15 protein-coding genes are annotated in these 15337 nt (G+C 50.2%); 5 read left to right on the top strand and 10 right to left on the bottom strand.

Annotation, left to right across the window (positions count from 1 at the left end; all coding sequences use genetic code 11):
• Positions 1-22 precede the first annotated feature (22 nt).
• From IE055_RS02875 to IE055_RS02850, 6 genes are all read right to left on the bottom strand, one after another.
• Entirely contained in the window at positions 23-508 is a 486-nt protein-coding gene (locus tag IE055_RS02875; protein WP_189398486.1) for an asparaginase domain-containing protein, read from the bottom strand.
• Between the two features lie 42 nt (positions 509-550).
• A complete protein-coding gene (locus tag IE055_RS02870; RefSeq protein ID WP_189398485.1) occupies positions 551-880 on the bottom strand; it encodes a DUF2834 domain-containing protein in 330 nt (109 codons plus the stop codon).
• Between the two features lie 14 nt (positions 881-894).
• Complete coding sequence (locus IE055_RS02865; RefSeq protein ID WP_189398484.1) at positions 895-1365, bottom strand: GNAT family N-acetyltransferase; 471 nt, start codon at positions 1363-1365, stop codon at positions 895-897.
• Positions 1366-1469: 104 nt separating this feature from the next.
• Positions 1470-2354, bottom strand: a complete 885-nt coding sequence (gene sucD / locus IE055_RS02860) for a succinate--CoA ligase subunit alpha (RefSeq protein WP_189398483.1) — start codon at positions 2352-2354, stop codon at positions 1470-1472.
• A gap of 10 nt (positions 2355-2364) precedes the next feature.
• Positions 2365-3528 carry an ADP-forming succinate--CoA ligase subunit beta gene (sucC, locus tag IE055_RS02855; RefSeq protein ID WP_189398482.1) on the bottom strand — a complete coding sequence of 388 codons (1164 nt, stop codon included), beginning with the start codon at positions 3526-3528 and terminating at the stop codon, positions 2365-2367.
• A 37-nt stretch (positions 3529-3565) separates the two neighbouring features.
• Entirely contained in the window at positions 3566-3799 is a 234-nt protein-coding gene (locus IE055_RS02850; protein ID WP_229794097.1) for a hypothetical protein, read from the bottom strand.
• Positions 3800-4199: 400 nt separating this feature from the next.
• On the opposite strand from IE055_RS02850, the gene IE055_RS02845 reads away from it, so the two are divergent.
• Entirely contained in the window at positions 4200-4883 is a 684-nt protein-coding gene (locus IE055_RS02845; RefSeq protein ID WP_189398480.1) for a response regulator, read from the top strand.
• Here the strand turns inward: IE055_RS02845 and IE055_RS02840 are convergent.
• Positions 4863-6602, bottom strand: coding sequence for an ATP-binding response regulator (locus IE055_RS02840; protein ID WP_189398479.1), 1740 nt, complete (start codon positions 6600-6602; stop codon positions 4863-4865). The genes IE055_RS02845 and IE055_RS02840 overlap by 21 nt on opposite strands.
• Positions 6603-6823: 221 nt before the next feature.
• Here IE055_RS02840 and IE055_RS02835 point away from each other — a divergent pair, with 221 nt between their 5' ends.
• Positions 6824-8551: a TolB-like translocation protein gene (locus IE055_RS02835; RefSeq protein WP_189398478.1), complete on the top strand. Its 1728-nt coding sequence runs from the start codon at positions 6824-6826 to the stop codon at positions 8549-8551.
• 163 nt (positions 8552-8714) lie between these two features.
• Positions 8715-9620 (top strand): DMT family transporter, encoded by a 906-nt coding sequence (locus IE055_RS02830; RefSeq protein WP_189398477.1) that lies wholly within the window; start codon positions 8715-8717, stop codon positions 9618-9620.
• An 81-nt stretch (positions 9621-9701) separates the two neighbouring features.
• Here IE055_RS02830 and IE055_RS02825 read toward each other — a convergent pair whose 3' ends face one another.
• Genes IE055_RS02825 through IE055_RS02815 form a run of 3 tightly spaced genes read right to left on the bottom strand, consistent with a single transcriptional unit; the run spans position 9702 to position 12521 of the window.
• Positions 9702-10601 carry an LbetaH domain-containing protein gene (locus IE055_RS02825; protein ID WP_189398476.1) on the bottom strand — a complete coding sequence of 300 codons (900 nt, stop codon included), beginning with the start codon at positions 10599-10601 and terminating at the stop codon, positions 9702-9704.
• Between the two features lies 1 nt (position 10602).
• A complete protein-coding gene (locus tag IE055_RS02820; protein WP_189398475.1) occupies positions 10603-11277 on the bottom strand; it encodes a sugar transferase in 675 nt (224 codons plus the stop codon).
• Positions 11277-12521, bottom strand: coding sequence for a WecB/TagA/CpsF family glycosyltransferase (locus IE055_RS02815; protein ID WP_189398474.1), 1245 nt, complete (start codon positions 12519-12521; stop codon positions 11277-11279). The genes IE055_RS02820 and IE055_RS02815 overlap by 1 nt, the downstream gene beginning before the upstream one ends.
• A 210-nt stretch (positions 12522-12731) precedes the next feature.
• Here IE055_RS02815 and IE055_RS02810 point away from each other — a divergent pair, with 210 nt between their 5' ends.
• Together IE055_RS02810 and IE055_RS02805 are read left to right on the top strand one after the other, a co-directional pair.
• A complete protein-coding gene (locus IE055_RS02810; RefSeq protein ID WP_189398473.1) occupies positions 12732-13961 on the top strand; it encodes a polysaccharide biosynthesis/export family protein in 1230 nt (409 codons plus the stop codon).
• Positions 13958-15337, top strand: a complete 1380-nt coding sequence (locus IE055_RS02805; RefSeq protein WP_189398472.1) for a GumC family protein — start codon at positions 13958-13960, stop codon at positions 15335-15337. Before IE055_RS02810 ends, IE055_RS02805 begins: the two co-directional genes overlap by 4 nt.

The raw sequence follows: 15337 nt of genomic DNA, 5'->3' as shown, positions 1-15337 counted from the left end.
GCATTCGCCGTCAGTGGCTTTTTTAATCTAGTCGTACAAACCGGTTTGCTGCCACATCTTTGCGCACCAGATTTCCATCGAAGACTTCACCGTTCATCACGATGTAAACTCCCGCTGGTTTGGATTGCACCGCTGCCAATGCACCACCGACATTAAACGCAGCATCGCTATTACGAAAAATGGCGGGCGCCAACGCACCGGTCAAGACCACGGTTTTGCCGACGATACCGTGCAGCGCGCGGGCAGTTTCCGGCATGGTATCGGTTCCATGCGTGATCACAATCCGGTCGGAGTCAGTAGACTCAACCGCCTTGCGGATTTCCGCGCGATCCGCGTCGGTCATATCTAGGCTGTCTTTCGCCATCAGCGACGTGACTTGATAGTTGAAATGGATCGACAATTCATCGAGCAACCAGCCAATCGCTGGCGCACCCACTTCGTATTTACTTTTGGCATCGAAGTAAATTTTGTCGATGGTTCCACCCACACAAAAAATTTGTATTGTCATTTTTCTTCCTCGATTGATTAGTCGACCAGATACGTAATCCGGCTATTGTAGCGCCTTACGAGTTTGATGACGCAAAATCAGGTAGCAACTCATACCCACTGCCACACCCGGAACCGCTCCCAATAGAATGCAGATCCAACCATGCCTGACCCCATCAACCTTGGCTTCGTAAACAATCCATAACAACAGCACCACCCAACATAGAATCACATCGGTGGCGTATCCCGCAGCAAATGGATTCACAAACCCCGCCAAAGCAGCCGCGACCACGTCGCCTGAAACCAACAACGGCGGCACGACAGTCCCAATAAAGAACCCAGTAAAGAGCAGCGCGATCGCAGTAAGCAAAGACAAATAGACGGTTTTAGACATAGTGCGAGGCTCTGCTAGGTCGACGACAGGATTTTGGTCATAAACGTACTGTGCGGATCGAGTTGGTAGTTGCCAAACGGCCCGCATTCCACAAAGCCATACTTTTGGTACAATCTGCGCGCCGGCTCAAATACCGCCATCGATCCGGTTTCCAAACTGACACGTTGATAACCACGGCATTGAGCCTCTGCCAACATCGCTTGAAGAATGTCACTCGCTACGCCCTGCCGAGCGAAATGCGGATCCGTTTTCATCGACTTCAGTTCCGCATGGCTAGGTGATAATTCCTTCAACGCGCCGCAGCCGGCTAAACGACCATCGCAACGGGCACCCCAAAAGGAAATTTCCGGAGCCGCCAATGCTGCTGGAACCAGCGCGTGTACGCTCTCCGGCGGCGAATGAAGCAACATGTCAGCCAAATGTGATTCAAGGAGTTTAACTATCTGTCCGTCGGACAAATCATCTCGATCGATATGAAATTTCATGCGGAAAAAATCCTGATTTCTAATGGTTTACAGAATCAATGTTAGGCCAATAAAAAAAGCCGGAGCACTCTCGCACCCCGGCTTCTTGACTGATCGCGTGGTGTTTACCCCAGCGCTTTCTTCAGGGTCGAGCCCATCTCAGACGGGTTCAGAGTGACGTGAACGCCTGCGTCCTCTAACGCGTCAATTTTAGACTGAGCAGTACCTTGACCACCAGAAATAATTGCACCAGCGTGACCCATACGTTTTCCTGGCGGTGCAGTGATACCTGCAATAAAGCCCACCACGGGTTTGGTCATGTTTTCCTTGATCCATGCAGCACATTCTTCTTCGTCGGTGCCGCCAATCTCACCACACATCACAACGGCATGTGTATCTGGATCATCGTTGAACATTTTCATAACGTCTTTGTGCTTCAGACCATTCACAGGATCACCACCAATACCAACGCAGGTAGATTGCCCCATACCGAGTTGAGTGAGCTGATGAACGGCTTCGTAGGTCAGTGTACCGGAGCGTGAAACCACACCGATATTGCCTTTCTTATGAATGTAGCCTGGCATGATGCCGATCTTCACTTCTTCTGGCGTGATCACACCCGGACAGTTCGGGCCAACCAGAATCGTTTTGCTGTTCATTTTGCGCATCCGGTCACGAGTTTTGATCATGTCCGCCACCGGGATGCCTTCGGTGATGCAAATCACCAAGTCCAACTCAGCATCGACCGCTTCATCAATCGCCGCCGCCGCGAAGCGTGGTGGCACATAGATGACCGACGCGTTTACACCGTGTTGCGCTTTCGCTTCGGCTACGCTGTTCAAAACGGGCACGCCAAGTACTTCCTGACCACCTTTACCAGGTGTTACACCAGCCACAAAACAGTCTTTACCGAAGGCATAGTCCAAACACTGTTGCGTATGGAATTCACCAGTCTTACCAGTAATACCTTGAGTAACAATACGGGTATCTTTATTAATTAAAATTGCCATACTGCACCCCTTACGCGTTTACGGCTGCAGCGATTTTTTCTGCAGCATCGGCCATGGTTGTGGCCGTTTGAAGTTTCACATCAGACTCGTCCAAAATTTGACGACCCTTCTCTACATTGGTGCCTTCCAAACGCACCACAAGCGGTACATTCAAACCGACTTCTTGGGCCGCAGCAACCACGCCTTCAGCGATCACGTCACACTGCATGATGCCACCAAAGATATTGACCAGAATGCCCTTAACATTGGGGTTTTTCAGCATGATTTTGAATGCTTCGGTGACTTGTTCTTTATTCGCACCGCCACCAACATCCAGAAAGTTCGCTGGCTCGCCACCGTACAGCTTAATGATGTCCATGGTGGCCATCGCGAGGCCCGCACCATTCACCAGACAGCCGATATTACCGTCCAGAGAAATATACGACAGTCCCCATTTTGAGGCTTCAATTTCATCGGGGTCTTCCTCATCCAAGTCGCGGTATGCCACGATTTCTGGTTGACGGAACAAGGCATTGGAATCGATATTGAACTTTGCATCCAAGGCAATCACGTTTTTGTCGCCCGTTACCACCAATGGGTTGATCTCAGCTAAGGAGGCATCTGACTTGACGAACGCTTCGTATAAGCCTGCCAGAAAATCAGCCCCCTGAGACACAGCTTCTGCCGGAATACCAATTTTAGCGCAGACATCTTCTGCCTCAGCACGGTCCAGCCCATCCGTTGGGTCGATGTAGATCTTTAGAATTTTTTCAGGTGTTTCTTCTGCGACGGTCTCGATATCCATACCGCCTTCGGAACTGCACATCAACACAACTTTTTGTGTTTCACGATCAACCAACGCACCAACGTACAATTCGTCTGCAATGTCTGCACCTTCTTCAATGTAAAGACGTTTCACTTCTTTACCTTCCGGGCCAGTTTGGTGTGTTACCAGTTGCATGCCTAGAATGGCATCCGCATATTCACGCACTTCGTCCAGGCTTTTCGCGACTTTGACACCACCGCCCTTACCACGTCCACCGGCGTGGATCTGTGCTTTGACTACCCACAGATTGCCACCGAGTTTTTCGGCTGCAGCAACTGCTTCATCGACTGAGAAAGCGGGAATACCGCGTGGTGTTACCACCCCGTATTTCCTCAGGATTTCTTTACCCTGATACTCATGAACATTCATTTGATCTTACCTATATTTGATATTAAGAAATCATTGTTTAAATCGACTGCGCACAATCCTCTTGCAATTGCATCATCGGCTCGAAGGGCACCGTGGAGGCATAGTATGTCGGGCCAGGAAAATTTGATGCACGTACCGCAGTGGAAACGGCGTTTGGCGTCAGTCGGTAGGCAAGCCCAACTCGCAACTTTGCGGGCAACGAAGTGGATAAATGACCACCACGAAGCTGAACCGCGCGTTGCAAAGACCGGATTTGCTGAGGTGCTGACACAAGCATAATCAATTTAAATCGATGGTTTCACTGAGCTTGAATTAAGGAGAATTCCTTAATGGAGCTGACGCACCCCGTTTTGAGGCGCTCAGGAGGCGGTGATAATAACGGGTTTTAACCCGATTAGATAGCGACTTAATCGCAAACTCGCTAGAAATTAGACTAATTGATTAGATCCCAAGTCCTGTATCCGCGTGCTGATGTCACCACTTAGAAGCCAGAAAAGTTCAATCTGATGGATAAGCCCCGCTGGGTCGCGATTACTGCAACGATCGGTCTGAATCACCCCACCGTTGCGCGACATCATCGACAGTACGAAAGTACGATTGCCAAATCTGCGCACTTGCGTCAAAGTAGTCCAAGCTAAACAAACTCAGAAACTCACCCTCCATTTGCAGTCATGCCTAGCAGAACCACCAAAATTCTGATTATTGATGACCATCAATTGGTTGCGGACGGTCTGGCCATGATCTTGTCACGCGTAAGCGATCACGTCACAATCTCCACGTCGTACAATGTACGATCAGTCCTAGCTGACGAACCTCTTGTGCGGCGACAGGATCTGATTTTGGTTGACCTACACATGCCGACCATCGATGGATTTAGCTTTCTACAAGCGCTCGATCACCGAAAAATCACCGTGCCAACAGTGGTCATATCTGGCGTGGAAGACCGCAGAGATATCCGCCGAGCCCTCGAGCTTGGCGCTTGTGGCTTTATTCCCAAAGAGTTGCCCTCTGCGCAGATGCTGTATGGCTTGCGCCGAGTCTTGTCGGGACAGCGTTACGTACCCGAGCACCTGGCTGAGTTTTTTCAACTTGATTGCATGGAGAAACACCGTGCTGCCAACCACTTGGAATCGAACGCTCCCGCCGGGCAGAGCGTTCCGCATATTCGTGAGCGTCAGCTCGACGTGCTGGAGCTAATGCATGAAGGTCACTCAAATATAGACATAGCGAATATCTTAGGCATCAGTGAGTCGACTGTGAAATCACACGTTTCCACTTTGTTTCGTGCATTTGGCGTCACCAATCGAACCGCCTGTGTCCGGGCTGGTCTGGCGTCAAACCTCATCCGCACTTAACTGATTCAGTTCGCGCCAGATTGACATACGAAGCTCAGCCGGGCTTACTGGTTTATGGTGCACAGCCAGACCACCCGCTTGGGCAAACAGCAACGATTCGGGCGAGGTGTCCCCAGTCACTAAAATCGCAGGAATCGCCAGATTAAATTCATCTCGAACCTGCGCAATCGCCTGAATCCCATTTCGATCTTCACTTAAGCGGTAATCAGCCACGATACAGTCAGGAATACAGTCGGCACGATTGAGTTCGTCAATGGCTAAGCACACAGAGTCAGAGGCCACAACCCGCGCGCCTGATTGAGTTAACATGCGGACCATCCCATCGCGAATTTCCTGCTCATCATCAATCACCAAAATAACTCGGGCCTCCAGCATCGGCGTCCCCGATTCTTCGCGTTCAGCACCAATGACTTCGGCCGTTTGCTGCAAGGTTAGTGAAACGTTTGTTCCCTGGTTTTCGACCGACTCCAACGCCAATTCAATGTTCATCAGCTGGCATAACTGCCGAACTATGGTTAACCCCAGACCCAGTCCGCGCTGACGATCACGGGCGGTTTTGTTTAGCTGCGTAAATTCCTGAAAAACGTGGTCGTGTTGTGACTGCGGAATCCCGATACCGGTGTCCGAAATACTGAGCACAATGTGGTCATCGACCGCTGCCGCTGCAATACACACTTCGCCAGACTGTGTAAACTTCAATGCGTTTTCAACCAGGTTTCGAACCACTCGCTCCAACAGCATCGGGTCACTAAAGGTAAATAAGTTCGGCACAATCGACAGCCGCAGTTCAATTTTCGGATGCGTGTGGCCTTCTGCATACTCATTGAATATACGTCGCAGGAAAAGACTTAAATCGAAACTCTTTGGCAGGAATTCCACTACTTTTGCGTCGAGGCGGGAGATGTCCAGCAATGCATGCAACAAGCGGTTAAGCGATCCATTGGAAAGTGACAGCTTATCCAGGATTCGCTGTGCCTCGTCACCGAGCTGAAGATGCGCAAGCGCGTCAATAAACATACCAGAAGCATGTAAAGGCTGGCGCAGATCATGACTCGCCGCTGCTAAAAACTGATTTTTTGCGCGCACTGCGCTTTCGGCGGTCTCTTTCTGTTTGGTGAGTTGCTGTACGAGGGACTGGTTCTCGTATTGAAACGCGGCACGCTCGCGAAAAAGAGCCTCGGTATTGCGTGCGAACATCACCATTATGCACATAAAAACAAAAATCATCAGACCCACCAGGTACAGCAACGTTCCGCCCTGTAATACACAGGCCAATAAAAACATACTGGACATCGGGAGCGAGAAAGCCAGAAACACTCGATTGGAGAGTGCCAGTGACGACGCGCTGGCGGCGAGATAGCCTGGAAACACAAACGCCAAAACTAATGCCGTGATCGGATCATCCTGGCGTACAAACAATAACGGCACCACGCCCCATACGCACCCCGTGCAGGCAGCCCAAAAAACCACACGATCCAGCCATGGCTTCATTGTTTGTGGCGCCGGTCGCGTGCGAAAGTAACGCTGTACACTTCGCCACCGCAGAGTGAGCACGATCAAGGCAGCAGCGTGCCAAGTCAGCAGCAGCGCTTGATCCTGACTGGACCACAGCGACAACATCGTCAGCAGGTAAACACCAAAAGTGCCCACCATCACTGCTGGCAATTGTTTATACAATGCTTTGGTTTGCTCAAACAGTTGGAATTCTTCAAGTTGCATACGGGGCTCGAGACGTCAAAACGTCCGCGTGAATGCGTCCTACAGCCTCCGGTCGCAGCCCCCTTATATACAACCATGACCCGGACAAACAAGTTAGTTAATTACGAGTATCTCAGAACCTGACCATCAATACTCTAACGGTTGGTACTTACGTACCATTGAGCGCATCAAGTTAAGTATGACACGCTACCGCCCTTTGTAATCATAATGGGTTGAAAGCAATGATGATAGTTCTGAGCGAGTTCCAAAAGGGACTCATTAAATTTTTTCGGCGCGGGCGCGCACTCATGGTTGGGATTCTAAGCTTACTCGTCGCCAGTCACTCGCTGGCCACTGAATTCGGTGACCCCAAGAAAATAAATTTGCCATTGGGTGACAGAGACTACATACAGATGTTCGATTTTTTGGCGGACACCAATAGAGCGTTCTACGATGTCGTCAACAGTTCATCGGGTTATCGCAAGCTGTACAACGCGGAGCTCAATAAATCGCCAGGTACGGCCGTTAATATAACCGGTTCTCGCAATCTTCGTAACTTCGCTATAAGCCCGGACGGCGAATACATTGTTTACAGTACGTCGAGCAGTCCATTCAACTCGCCTTCACTCTTACAGAGTCAAAAAAGCGACATAAGTGAAGCTCCGGTCGCCTTATCACCGCAATTAAGCGGTGGCCGCGATATCGCATCGCAGTATGTTTCACCCGACAGCAAAACCGTGATATTCATCTCAGAAGAGTCGGTCGACAATCTACGTGAATTGTATTCCGTTCCAATCACCGGTCCAAGCAATGCACGTATTAAGCTGAGCGGCCCAATGGATCCCCCCTCCGATAGCTCCTCAGTTATCGGGGTCAGTATAGTAGCAATAAGCCCAGACAGTACACGCGTTTTGTACAAAGCTAAACAGGTTGGCGATACCAAACCGGAACTTTACAGCGTCGCAACGGATGGCTCCTCACCACCTGTTCGACTCACCAATCTGAGCGACAACAACACCAGCATTTCGAGCAAAATAAAAATATCACCAGATAGCAGTCAGGTCACCTTCATCTCAGACTACGCCTCCAAAACGCATTACGAGCTTTACCGAATACCAATTACCGGTCCTAGCTCTGCTGCCGTCAAATTGAATCATGTATCCGACGGCGAATCGGTGTGGGACAGTCGAATTAGTCCTGACGGATCCGCAGTTGTGTACACTTCGGCGCGTTCTGATTTTGTTGGTCTCTATAGTGTGCCGATGGATCGAAGCAGTGAGCCGGTACTCCTTAACCCCATTCCAGTACCGGGTGGTAGCGTGAGCATCTATTTTGCGTTCACCCCGGATTCATCACGCGTGGTTTTCCTCGGTGATCTGGATACTGACAGGGTCGAAGAGTTGTATTCTGTCCCCGTTGCTGGGCCTAGTTCAGAAGCGGTAAAGCTCCACGCTGACTTGGTTGCAAATCAACGGGTAGAAAGTTTTGATATTGTGCCTGACGGCAGCAGCGTGGTATTTCGAATGGACACGTCAATACCCAGTTATCAGTCCGATCTCTACCTAGCGCCGGTGGACGGCAGCTCGCAAGCGACGATGTTAAATGTCAACGCACACGACAAGGTCAACGTCAAAGAGCAAATTTTCATCAGCACGAATAGTGAGTACGTGGTGTATCTGGCTGATCAAGATACGGACGATATAACCGAAATGTACTCGGTATCGCTCAAAGAACCTCAACTTCCAGTCAAACTAAATGCGCCTCTTCCCGCAGGCGGTCAAGTCGCAAGCGGTTTGGTCCTGCCTAACAACTATGTTCGCATTAGCCCGAATTCCAAGCGTATTCTGTACAGCGCGGAACAGGTAACAGACGATGTAACAGAGTTATTTATGATCGAACAAAAGAGCGATGACGAGAGCTGCTTCGTAGTCAAAACCGCTGCAGCCAAAGTGGTTACTTTTTGCCTGTAACGCCCGCTCCGGCGCATTTACACAAGTTCTGGTGAGCGCCTAGCCTGAAGGCGGCGCTCATCAGCCCTGCTCGAATCAGCATTTGACAATTCAGGGGCCAAAATCGCTTGGCATCCGAAACAAGTTACTGCATGCTTCGCGACCTACAAGGAGCTTTGAAGTTATGCAGCGTATTTTCTCACTCAGTCCAGTCTCGGTCGGGTTTCTGTTTGCCTTGGGATCCGCCGCCCTGTTTGCAATCCGCCCAATCTTTGTCAAACTGGTGTATGCCGAGGGCACAGACCCGACAACGTTAATCGGTTTCCGCATGCTGTTCTCGCTGCCGGTGTATTTAGTGATTCTGGTGTGGCTGCTACGAAGCCCTGAGCTACGCGGCCGTTTGACCCTGCGAAACATTAGCCAAGCAGCTATCGTTGGCTGGTTCGGCTACTACTTCGCCAGCTTACTTGACCTTCTAGGTCTGCAATACGTCACCGCACAATTAGGGCGCATGGTGTTGTATGTGTACCCGACCTTTGTTGTTCTGTTCGGTGCGCTGTTATTTCAACAAAGAATTACCTTACGCACATTGATTTCGCTGCTGATCACCTACACTGGCGTTTTAATCATTTTTGGTCATGATTTGGATTCGTATGGCAGTGATGTCATAAAAGGTTCGCTACTCATTCTAGCGTGCGCCGTGAGTTTTGCCTTTTATTTACTATTTAGCAAATCGTTGATTAAGGACATGGGCAGTCGTTTGTTTACCTCGATTGCGCTTATTAGCGCCAGCGTTGCCATTTTGGTTCACTACGCCACAACACGCTCCGTCTCAGCGCCCAACGTAACGCCAACTGCGTTGTTTTGGGTATTTATTATCGCCATGTTCTGCACCGTCATTCCGACTTTTCTAACCACCTCAGCCGTGGCGCGGATCGGCGCAGATAAAACCGGGATCGTGGCCATGGTTGGCCCCGGATTTACCTCTGTGTTTGCCGTTTCCATCCTGCAGGAATCTTTCACGCTCTACCATCTGGCTGGTGTGACAATAACGATTCTCGGTGTTTGGGTGCTGAGTCGCACCCGATGAGACTCAACACCCAAAACCGGCCTCAAAGAAACCGTATTTTCTCAACGTATCCACGTTATCGGGCTGGATGCACGTAGATATTTACGACAATTGAAATACCGTACCAGCGTGGATAATGGAATCCGTCAACACCTGCTCCGCTGATACCATTGAGTTGGGCATTACAATGGTATGGTCGAGACACGCATGATCCTCAACGTAAACATCGCGGTTTAATATTACCGAATTTAAACGGACCTCGCGCCCAACCTGGCAGTGCTTTTCAATCATCACGTCGCTCCAATTACCTGCGACGCCACGAGACACATGCGACGACCAATGCTGGCGTCGCCCGACTTGGCGATTTACCAGTACACTGGGCTCCAAGCCGTGAAACTTTCCGGCCATGAGATCGAAATTGGCCTGATGGAAATCACGCGCAGTGTGCAATAGGTTAACCTTCACACCCGGCAACTCAATCGGCATACTATTTATCACGAAGTCGGCCTTACTTGGCTTCAGTAGCGTCAGACCTGGTCGGTGCCCAGCAGACTGCGCTTGCAACAGTGTATGCTCATTCATGTGCGCAAGCCGTAAAAATTCCGCCACGCAAAAGCCGCGTAGCTTATCGGCTTCTATCACAAGCAAACCATGCTCACCGCCAACGGATTTAAACTCGCGTAGTACTTGTTCAGTGGAGCAGGCATACTGCATCACATTCACGGTCATTCCCCAGCGTCCATCATTGCCGACCCGCTTTAAAACCTGCTCAGCATTGTTGCCAGCAAGCACAATGCATTGCTGAAACTTTAGTTCCTGCAACTCCTGTAACACATGCTCCACGACAGACTTACCCGCCACCACCAGAGAGGCAGCCTCGATCTCACCAAAGACTTCGACGATCTCTTGACCGGGAAGCTTGTCTGCTAACACGATCGCGGTTGGTGCTCCGTATTCGCAAGCTTCGTTTTGCGTCGACGTCACGTTCATCAAATTCAACATGTTAGTAAGCTCCTCGCGCGGTCAAGACCGCCGGAATGGTTTTGATCAACAACATAATGTCGACCCATATTGATTGCGATTCGATGTACTGTAAATCCAGTTCCACCTGTTGCTCAAACGGGATATCCGAACGTCCACACACCTGCCAGATACAAGTAATTCCCGGCAACACCATCAACCGAACCCGGTCGGTACGACTGTATTGCGCTACTTCACTGGCAAGTGGTGGACGTGGACCAACCAACGACATATCCCCCTTGATCACGTTGATAAGTTGCGGAAGCTCGTCGATCGAGGCCTTCCTAATCAGCGCACCGACTCTCGTAATTCGAGGATCGCGCTTCATTTTGAACAACACGCCATTTTGCATCTCGTTAGCGTGCTCAATTGCGGTACGGCGTGCCTCAGCATCAACCACCATCGAACGAAATTTAAACATAGTGAAACCGGTACCATTTACGCCGACACGTTGTTGTTTGAAAAATACTGGCCCCTTGGATTCCAACTTGATAGCCACGCCAACCAACAATAATAACGGGCTCAGTAAACACAGTGCTAATCCAGCAACCAACACGTCCAGACTACGTTTCATGAGCATGTGAGACTTGAATTTGAGCTTCCAAACACGAGATTTGACGCGTAGTTTCCAGGAGCTTTTGACTTGATAGGCGCGCATTAGCAGACCTCCAACGTGGCGGCATGACTTCGACGTTGTGCTTTTGATATTAATACCCGGCACAGGAACAATGGATTGCCAATCAGATACCGCCCAGCTTTGGCTTTAGGCTGCATCGCCAATCGCCAAACCCACTCCAACGACAAGGCTCGTATCCACTCTGGCGCGCGGGATACAGCACCAGAATAAAAGTCAAACAAGCCCCCAACCCCGATCGCTACTCCCAAACTCAGGCGATCGGCATTGTCGGCAATCCACTGCTCCTGCTTCGGCGCACCCAACGCGACGAACAGAATATCCACATCATTACGATTTATTTCTTCACAAACGGCTTCGGCACTCGGTGTCGTGTATCCATCCAGATAACCTGCCACGATCAGACCAGGGTAGTCCCGTTTGAGCCGACGTGCCGTCTCTTCAACCACCGCTGGCTGCCCACCGTATAAGAATATGCGCTTTTCAGCCGCAGCGAGCGCGTGGCACAAATTCGGGAACATGTCCGTTCCATTCACATTGTCCACCAAGCGCGCTCCGTGGCGCCGTGCAGCAAGTCGTAGCCCCACACCGTCGGCGAATACGTGATCAAATCCCTGCAGCGCGCGTTGATAATGGTTGTCCTTGATATACTTATTGACACAGTCTGCGTTAACAAACGCTACCTTAGTAAGCGCTTTGTTCCGAGACTTTGTAGCCACATGCTCTATCAAGGTATTAACCGCTGACTGCATGGTAGCGTTTTGAATCCCAACCCCAAACAAAGAAAACGTGTCCGGCACTGTAAATTCGGCTACTGGTGAATTGGCTTTCCAAGGCACCAAAGCTGCCAGCAACACTCGGGCACGCAACGTCAGTGATTGCTGTTGCGCAAACTGCATTGAGGTGTCGAATTCACTATCAACAGCGCACCCACGTTTCAATGCCACACGATAAGGTGATATCACGCCGGGTGCCACATTGAATCGAGCACGCTGCCGCGCTGTCAAGCGTGCCAACTCGGTCATATCCAAGGCGACTGGCCCGATCAGATCGAAATCACCCTTCAAATAATGGAACCATAAGTCCACATTCGCCAATGGGCGATTTGCCGCAGTAAATACTCGGAGCTTAATTGGCTGCTTATCTCTACCCGCTACCACTCTCGTAAACAATGTAATCGCTTGCTGCTTATAAAGAGCCTGCAATAGCCCAAAACACAATTTGGTGCCGGTGATCAAAAGCGCCACACTCCCAATTAACAATCTCATGTTACCCCCTACGCGTTTAAGTTATTTTGCTATTATTATCATATTTATCACTATGTCAACATCAATTGATCATATTTATCATTAAATACGCGATTCGTCGCATTAAGAGCGTATTCATCAATCGATAATGTGCCTAAAACTGCCAATCAATGATAATAATGCTAATTATTCGTGAAATATTCACTGAAAATCTTGACATAAATGATAATTATGATAATTTCACCGCAATCAATTATCACTTTGGGGATTCAAGGGATGTTTACGACTTATCTACCTCGTATTGCGAGTATTTTCGGCCTGCTGATATCAGTGAGCGCTTGTAGCGTCATGCCGAAACATCTCGACAACGCGGGCGAAGAGACCGACCACACCTTTCATCGTTCAGTGAGATTGGACAATCAAACGGTGACGACTTTCCGCGCTTTGCAGCAACAACAACTGGTGACAGCCAGCGACGTTGAGATGAGCACCCCGCGCTTCTCTCGCGGCGATTGGGTAAAAATGAAAATTCAGACCATGCCAAATTACGATGGTTTGTATCAGATCAATGCCGCTGGAGAGATGGAGATCCCATTCAGTGACCCATTGCTCGCGGCTGGGCTCGATCGAAGAAACTTGATCCGGGCACTCCAATCGAGCCTGTTGCGACAAGGCTGGTTTCATGATGATCAAACCATGCTCGATGTCAGCTTGGTGCGCGCTTCGAGCATCCAAGTAACTGTATTCGGTGCGGTGTTCAGTCAAGGACAAGTCACTATTAATGGGCAGCCGGCGACCAAACCCCAAGATACCGTGCAGCACGAAACTGGCTCGTTTACAACCGGACGAAACCTGGCCGCTGCACTCCGTGCGGCCGGCGGCATCCGCCCCGATGCCGATCTGCGAAACGTCATCCTAAAACGCCACGGTGTGTTTTACTTACTCAACATTCACAACCTGGTCGATGGTGAACACTATCAAACTGTACCGACATTGATACAAGGGGACGAAATCTACGTTGCTTCGCGCGGTGAAGAAGACACTCACCTGATCCGACCGACGTCGATTACACCACCGGGAATGCGTGTACTGATGTCCAATCTGACCGCTCCGGCACTGAGTAATGCACAATCCGCGATTAGTACGGATGCCACCAGGCTGGCCTACGGTGCCAGTTTGCTGGATGCGGCGATCTCGGCCAATTGCATTGGAGGAACACACAATGCCAATGCATCGCGCAGTATTTTATTGATCACTCGGCATCATGGCAGCACACAACAGGTGGTTATTCGTCGCTCCATCAATCAACTGCTTGCGAATGCATCAGACTATGCGGTGAACCCTTACCTAATGCCTGATGACGGTGTTGCTTGTTACGATTCACGCTTCACTAACCTCCGTGACGTGGCACGCGGTGTCGGCGAATTGTTCGGTCCGATTTTACTTGGAGGCATCCTGTGAACTGGCCTCTGTTTTTTCGTGCATTCCTTGCGAGTGCTTGGCGCGTAAAGTTTCGCATTGCGGCAATTTTCATTGTGGTTACGGTGATTGCAGTTCTGAACACGGTTTTCGAGCGCCCTAAGTACAAAACCGACTGGGTGGTCTTGCTACCTGGCACTGAGCGCGGATCAACCATCAACCTGGACAATCTAGGTGAAGCCCGTAGCAGTGGTAAAAACGCCTATGGCAGTGTTTCCATCAGCCCGAAAAACACCTATAAAGAAATTGCGTTGAGTGATGCAGTGATTCAACGCGCCGCCAAAGCGTATTCGGTACCTGCGAATGCGTTTAGCAAACCCAGAATCCGCCTGATCGATCAGACTCCGGCCATGCAATTCTCTCTTAAGGGAAGGTCACCGGAAGAACTGACGCACCGCGCTGAACTCTATAACACCGTGTTTCATTCCGTGCTCGACGAGTTGAGAACCAATGAAATCGAGCGCCATTATCAAGGCGTCGAAGGCAATTTATCGGAAGCAAAAAAACGCTTACGAGCGGCACGCGAAGCCATTGTTGAATATCAGAACAACGGTAACATTCTTTCCGATGGTCAATTTCAGACCTGGCTCACCGACGCGGAACAACTGCGTACGGAACAGAGCCGCGCGGAAGTTGAGCTTGCCTCACAGTCCGCGAAACTGGAAGCCGAGCTACGGCAACTGGGCATTTCGCCGGCCCAAGCTCAAGCTTTATTACTACCGCAAGCTAACCCCACAACGCGCAGTGCGTTACAAGCTTTGGCAGAAACACAAGCCAAGGAATCCAGCATGCGCGAGGTGTACGGTGCGCAAAACCCAATGCGTCGACAAGTGAGTAAAGAGTTGACGGGAATTCGCAACGCGCTGGCGAACAACCTGACTAACATACCCGACCTCAACACATTGGATCGCAGCCAACTTTATGGCCTACTCTCCGAGGACCTGAGTGGCACGCTACAAAGCATAAATCAACAACTGGCCACGATAGAAGGTACCAAAGCTCGGATTCAAGTTTTAGTCAAGCAACGCGAACTTTACAGTGAACGCATAAAATCTCACACGCGTGAAGCGGCCAATCTGAGCGATCTCAAACGTAACCACCAAATCGCTGAGGCTATATTCAGTTCGGCACTGGCAAAGCTCGATACCAGTCGATTGGACATCTACGCTACTTACCCGTTGACACAACTATTGACGGAACCAGGCGGCACCATTAAGCGCGATCGCCTGCAAGCCAAGTTGATCATCGTCGCCCTGTTTATGGTCTTTGGATTGTTGTCGCTGGCTGTGATTTTGGCAGACGTGCGCCAATGTCTGATGAGCGACCTCAACTTCACCGAACGGAACAAGGAGCAATGA

Origin of the sequence: Arenicella chitinivorans (assembly GCF_014651515.1) — a bacterium.
GTDB classification, from domain to species: Bacteria; Pseudomonadota; Gammaproteobacteria; order Arenicellales; family Arenicellaceae; genus Arenicella; species Arenicella chitinivorans.
Note: the sequence above shows the minus strand (reverse complement) of the source record. Positions and strands in the feature narration are given on the sequence as shown.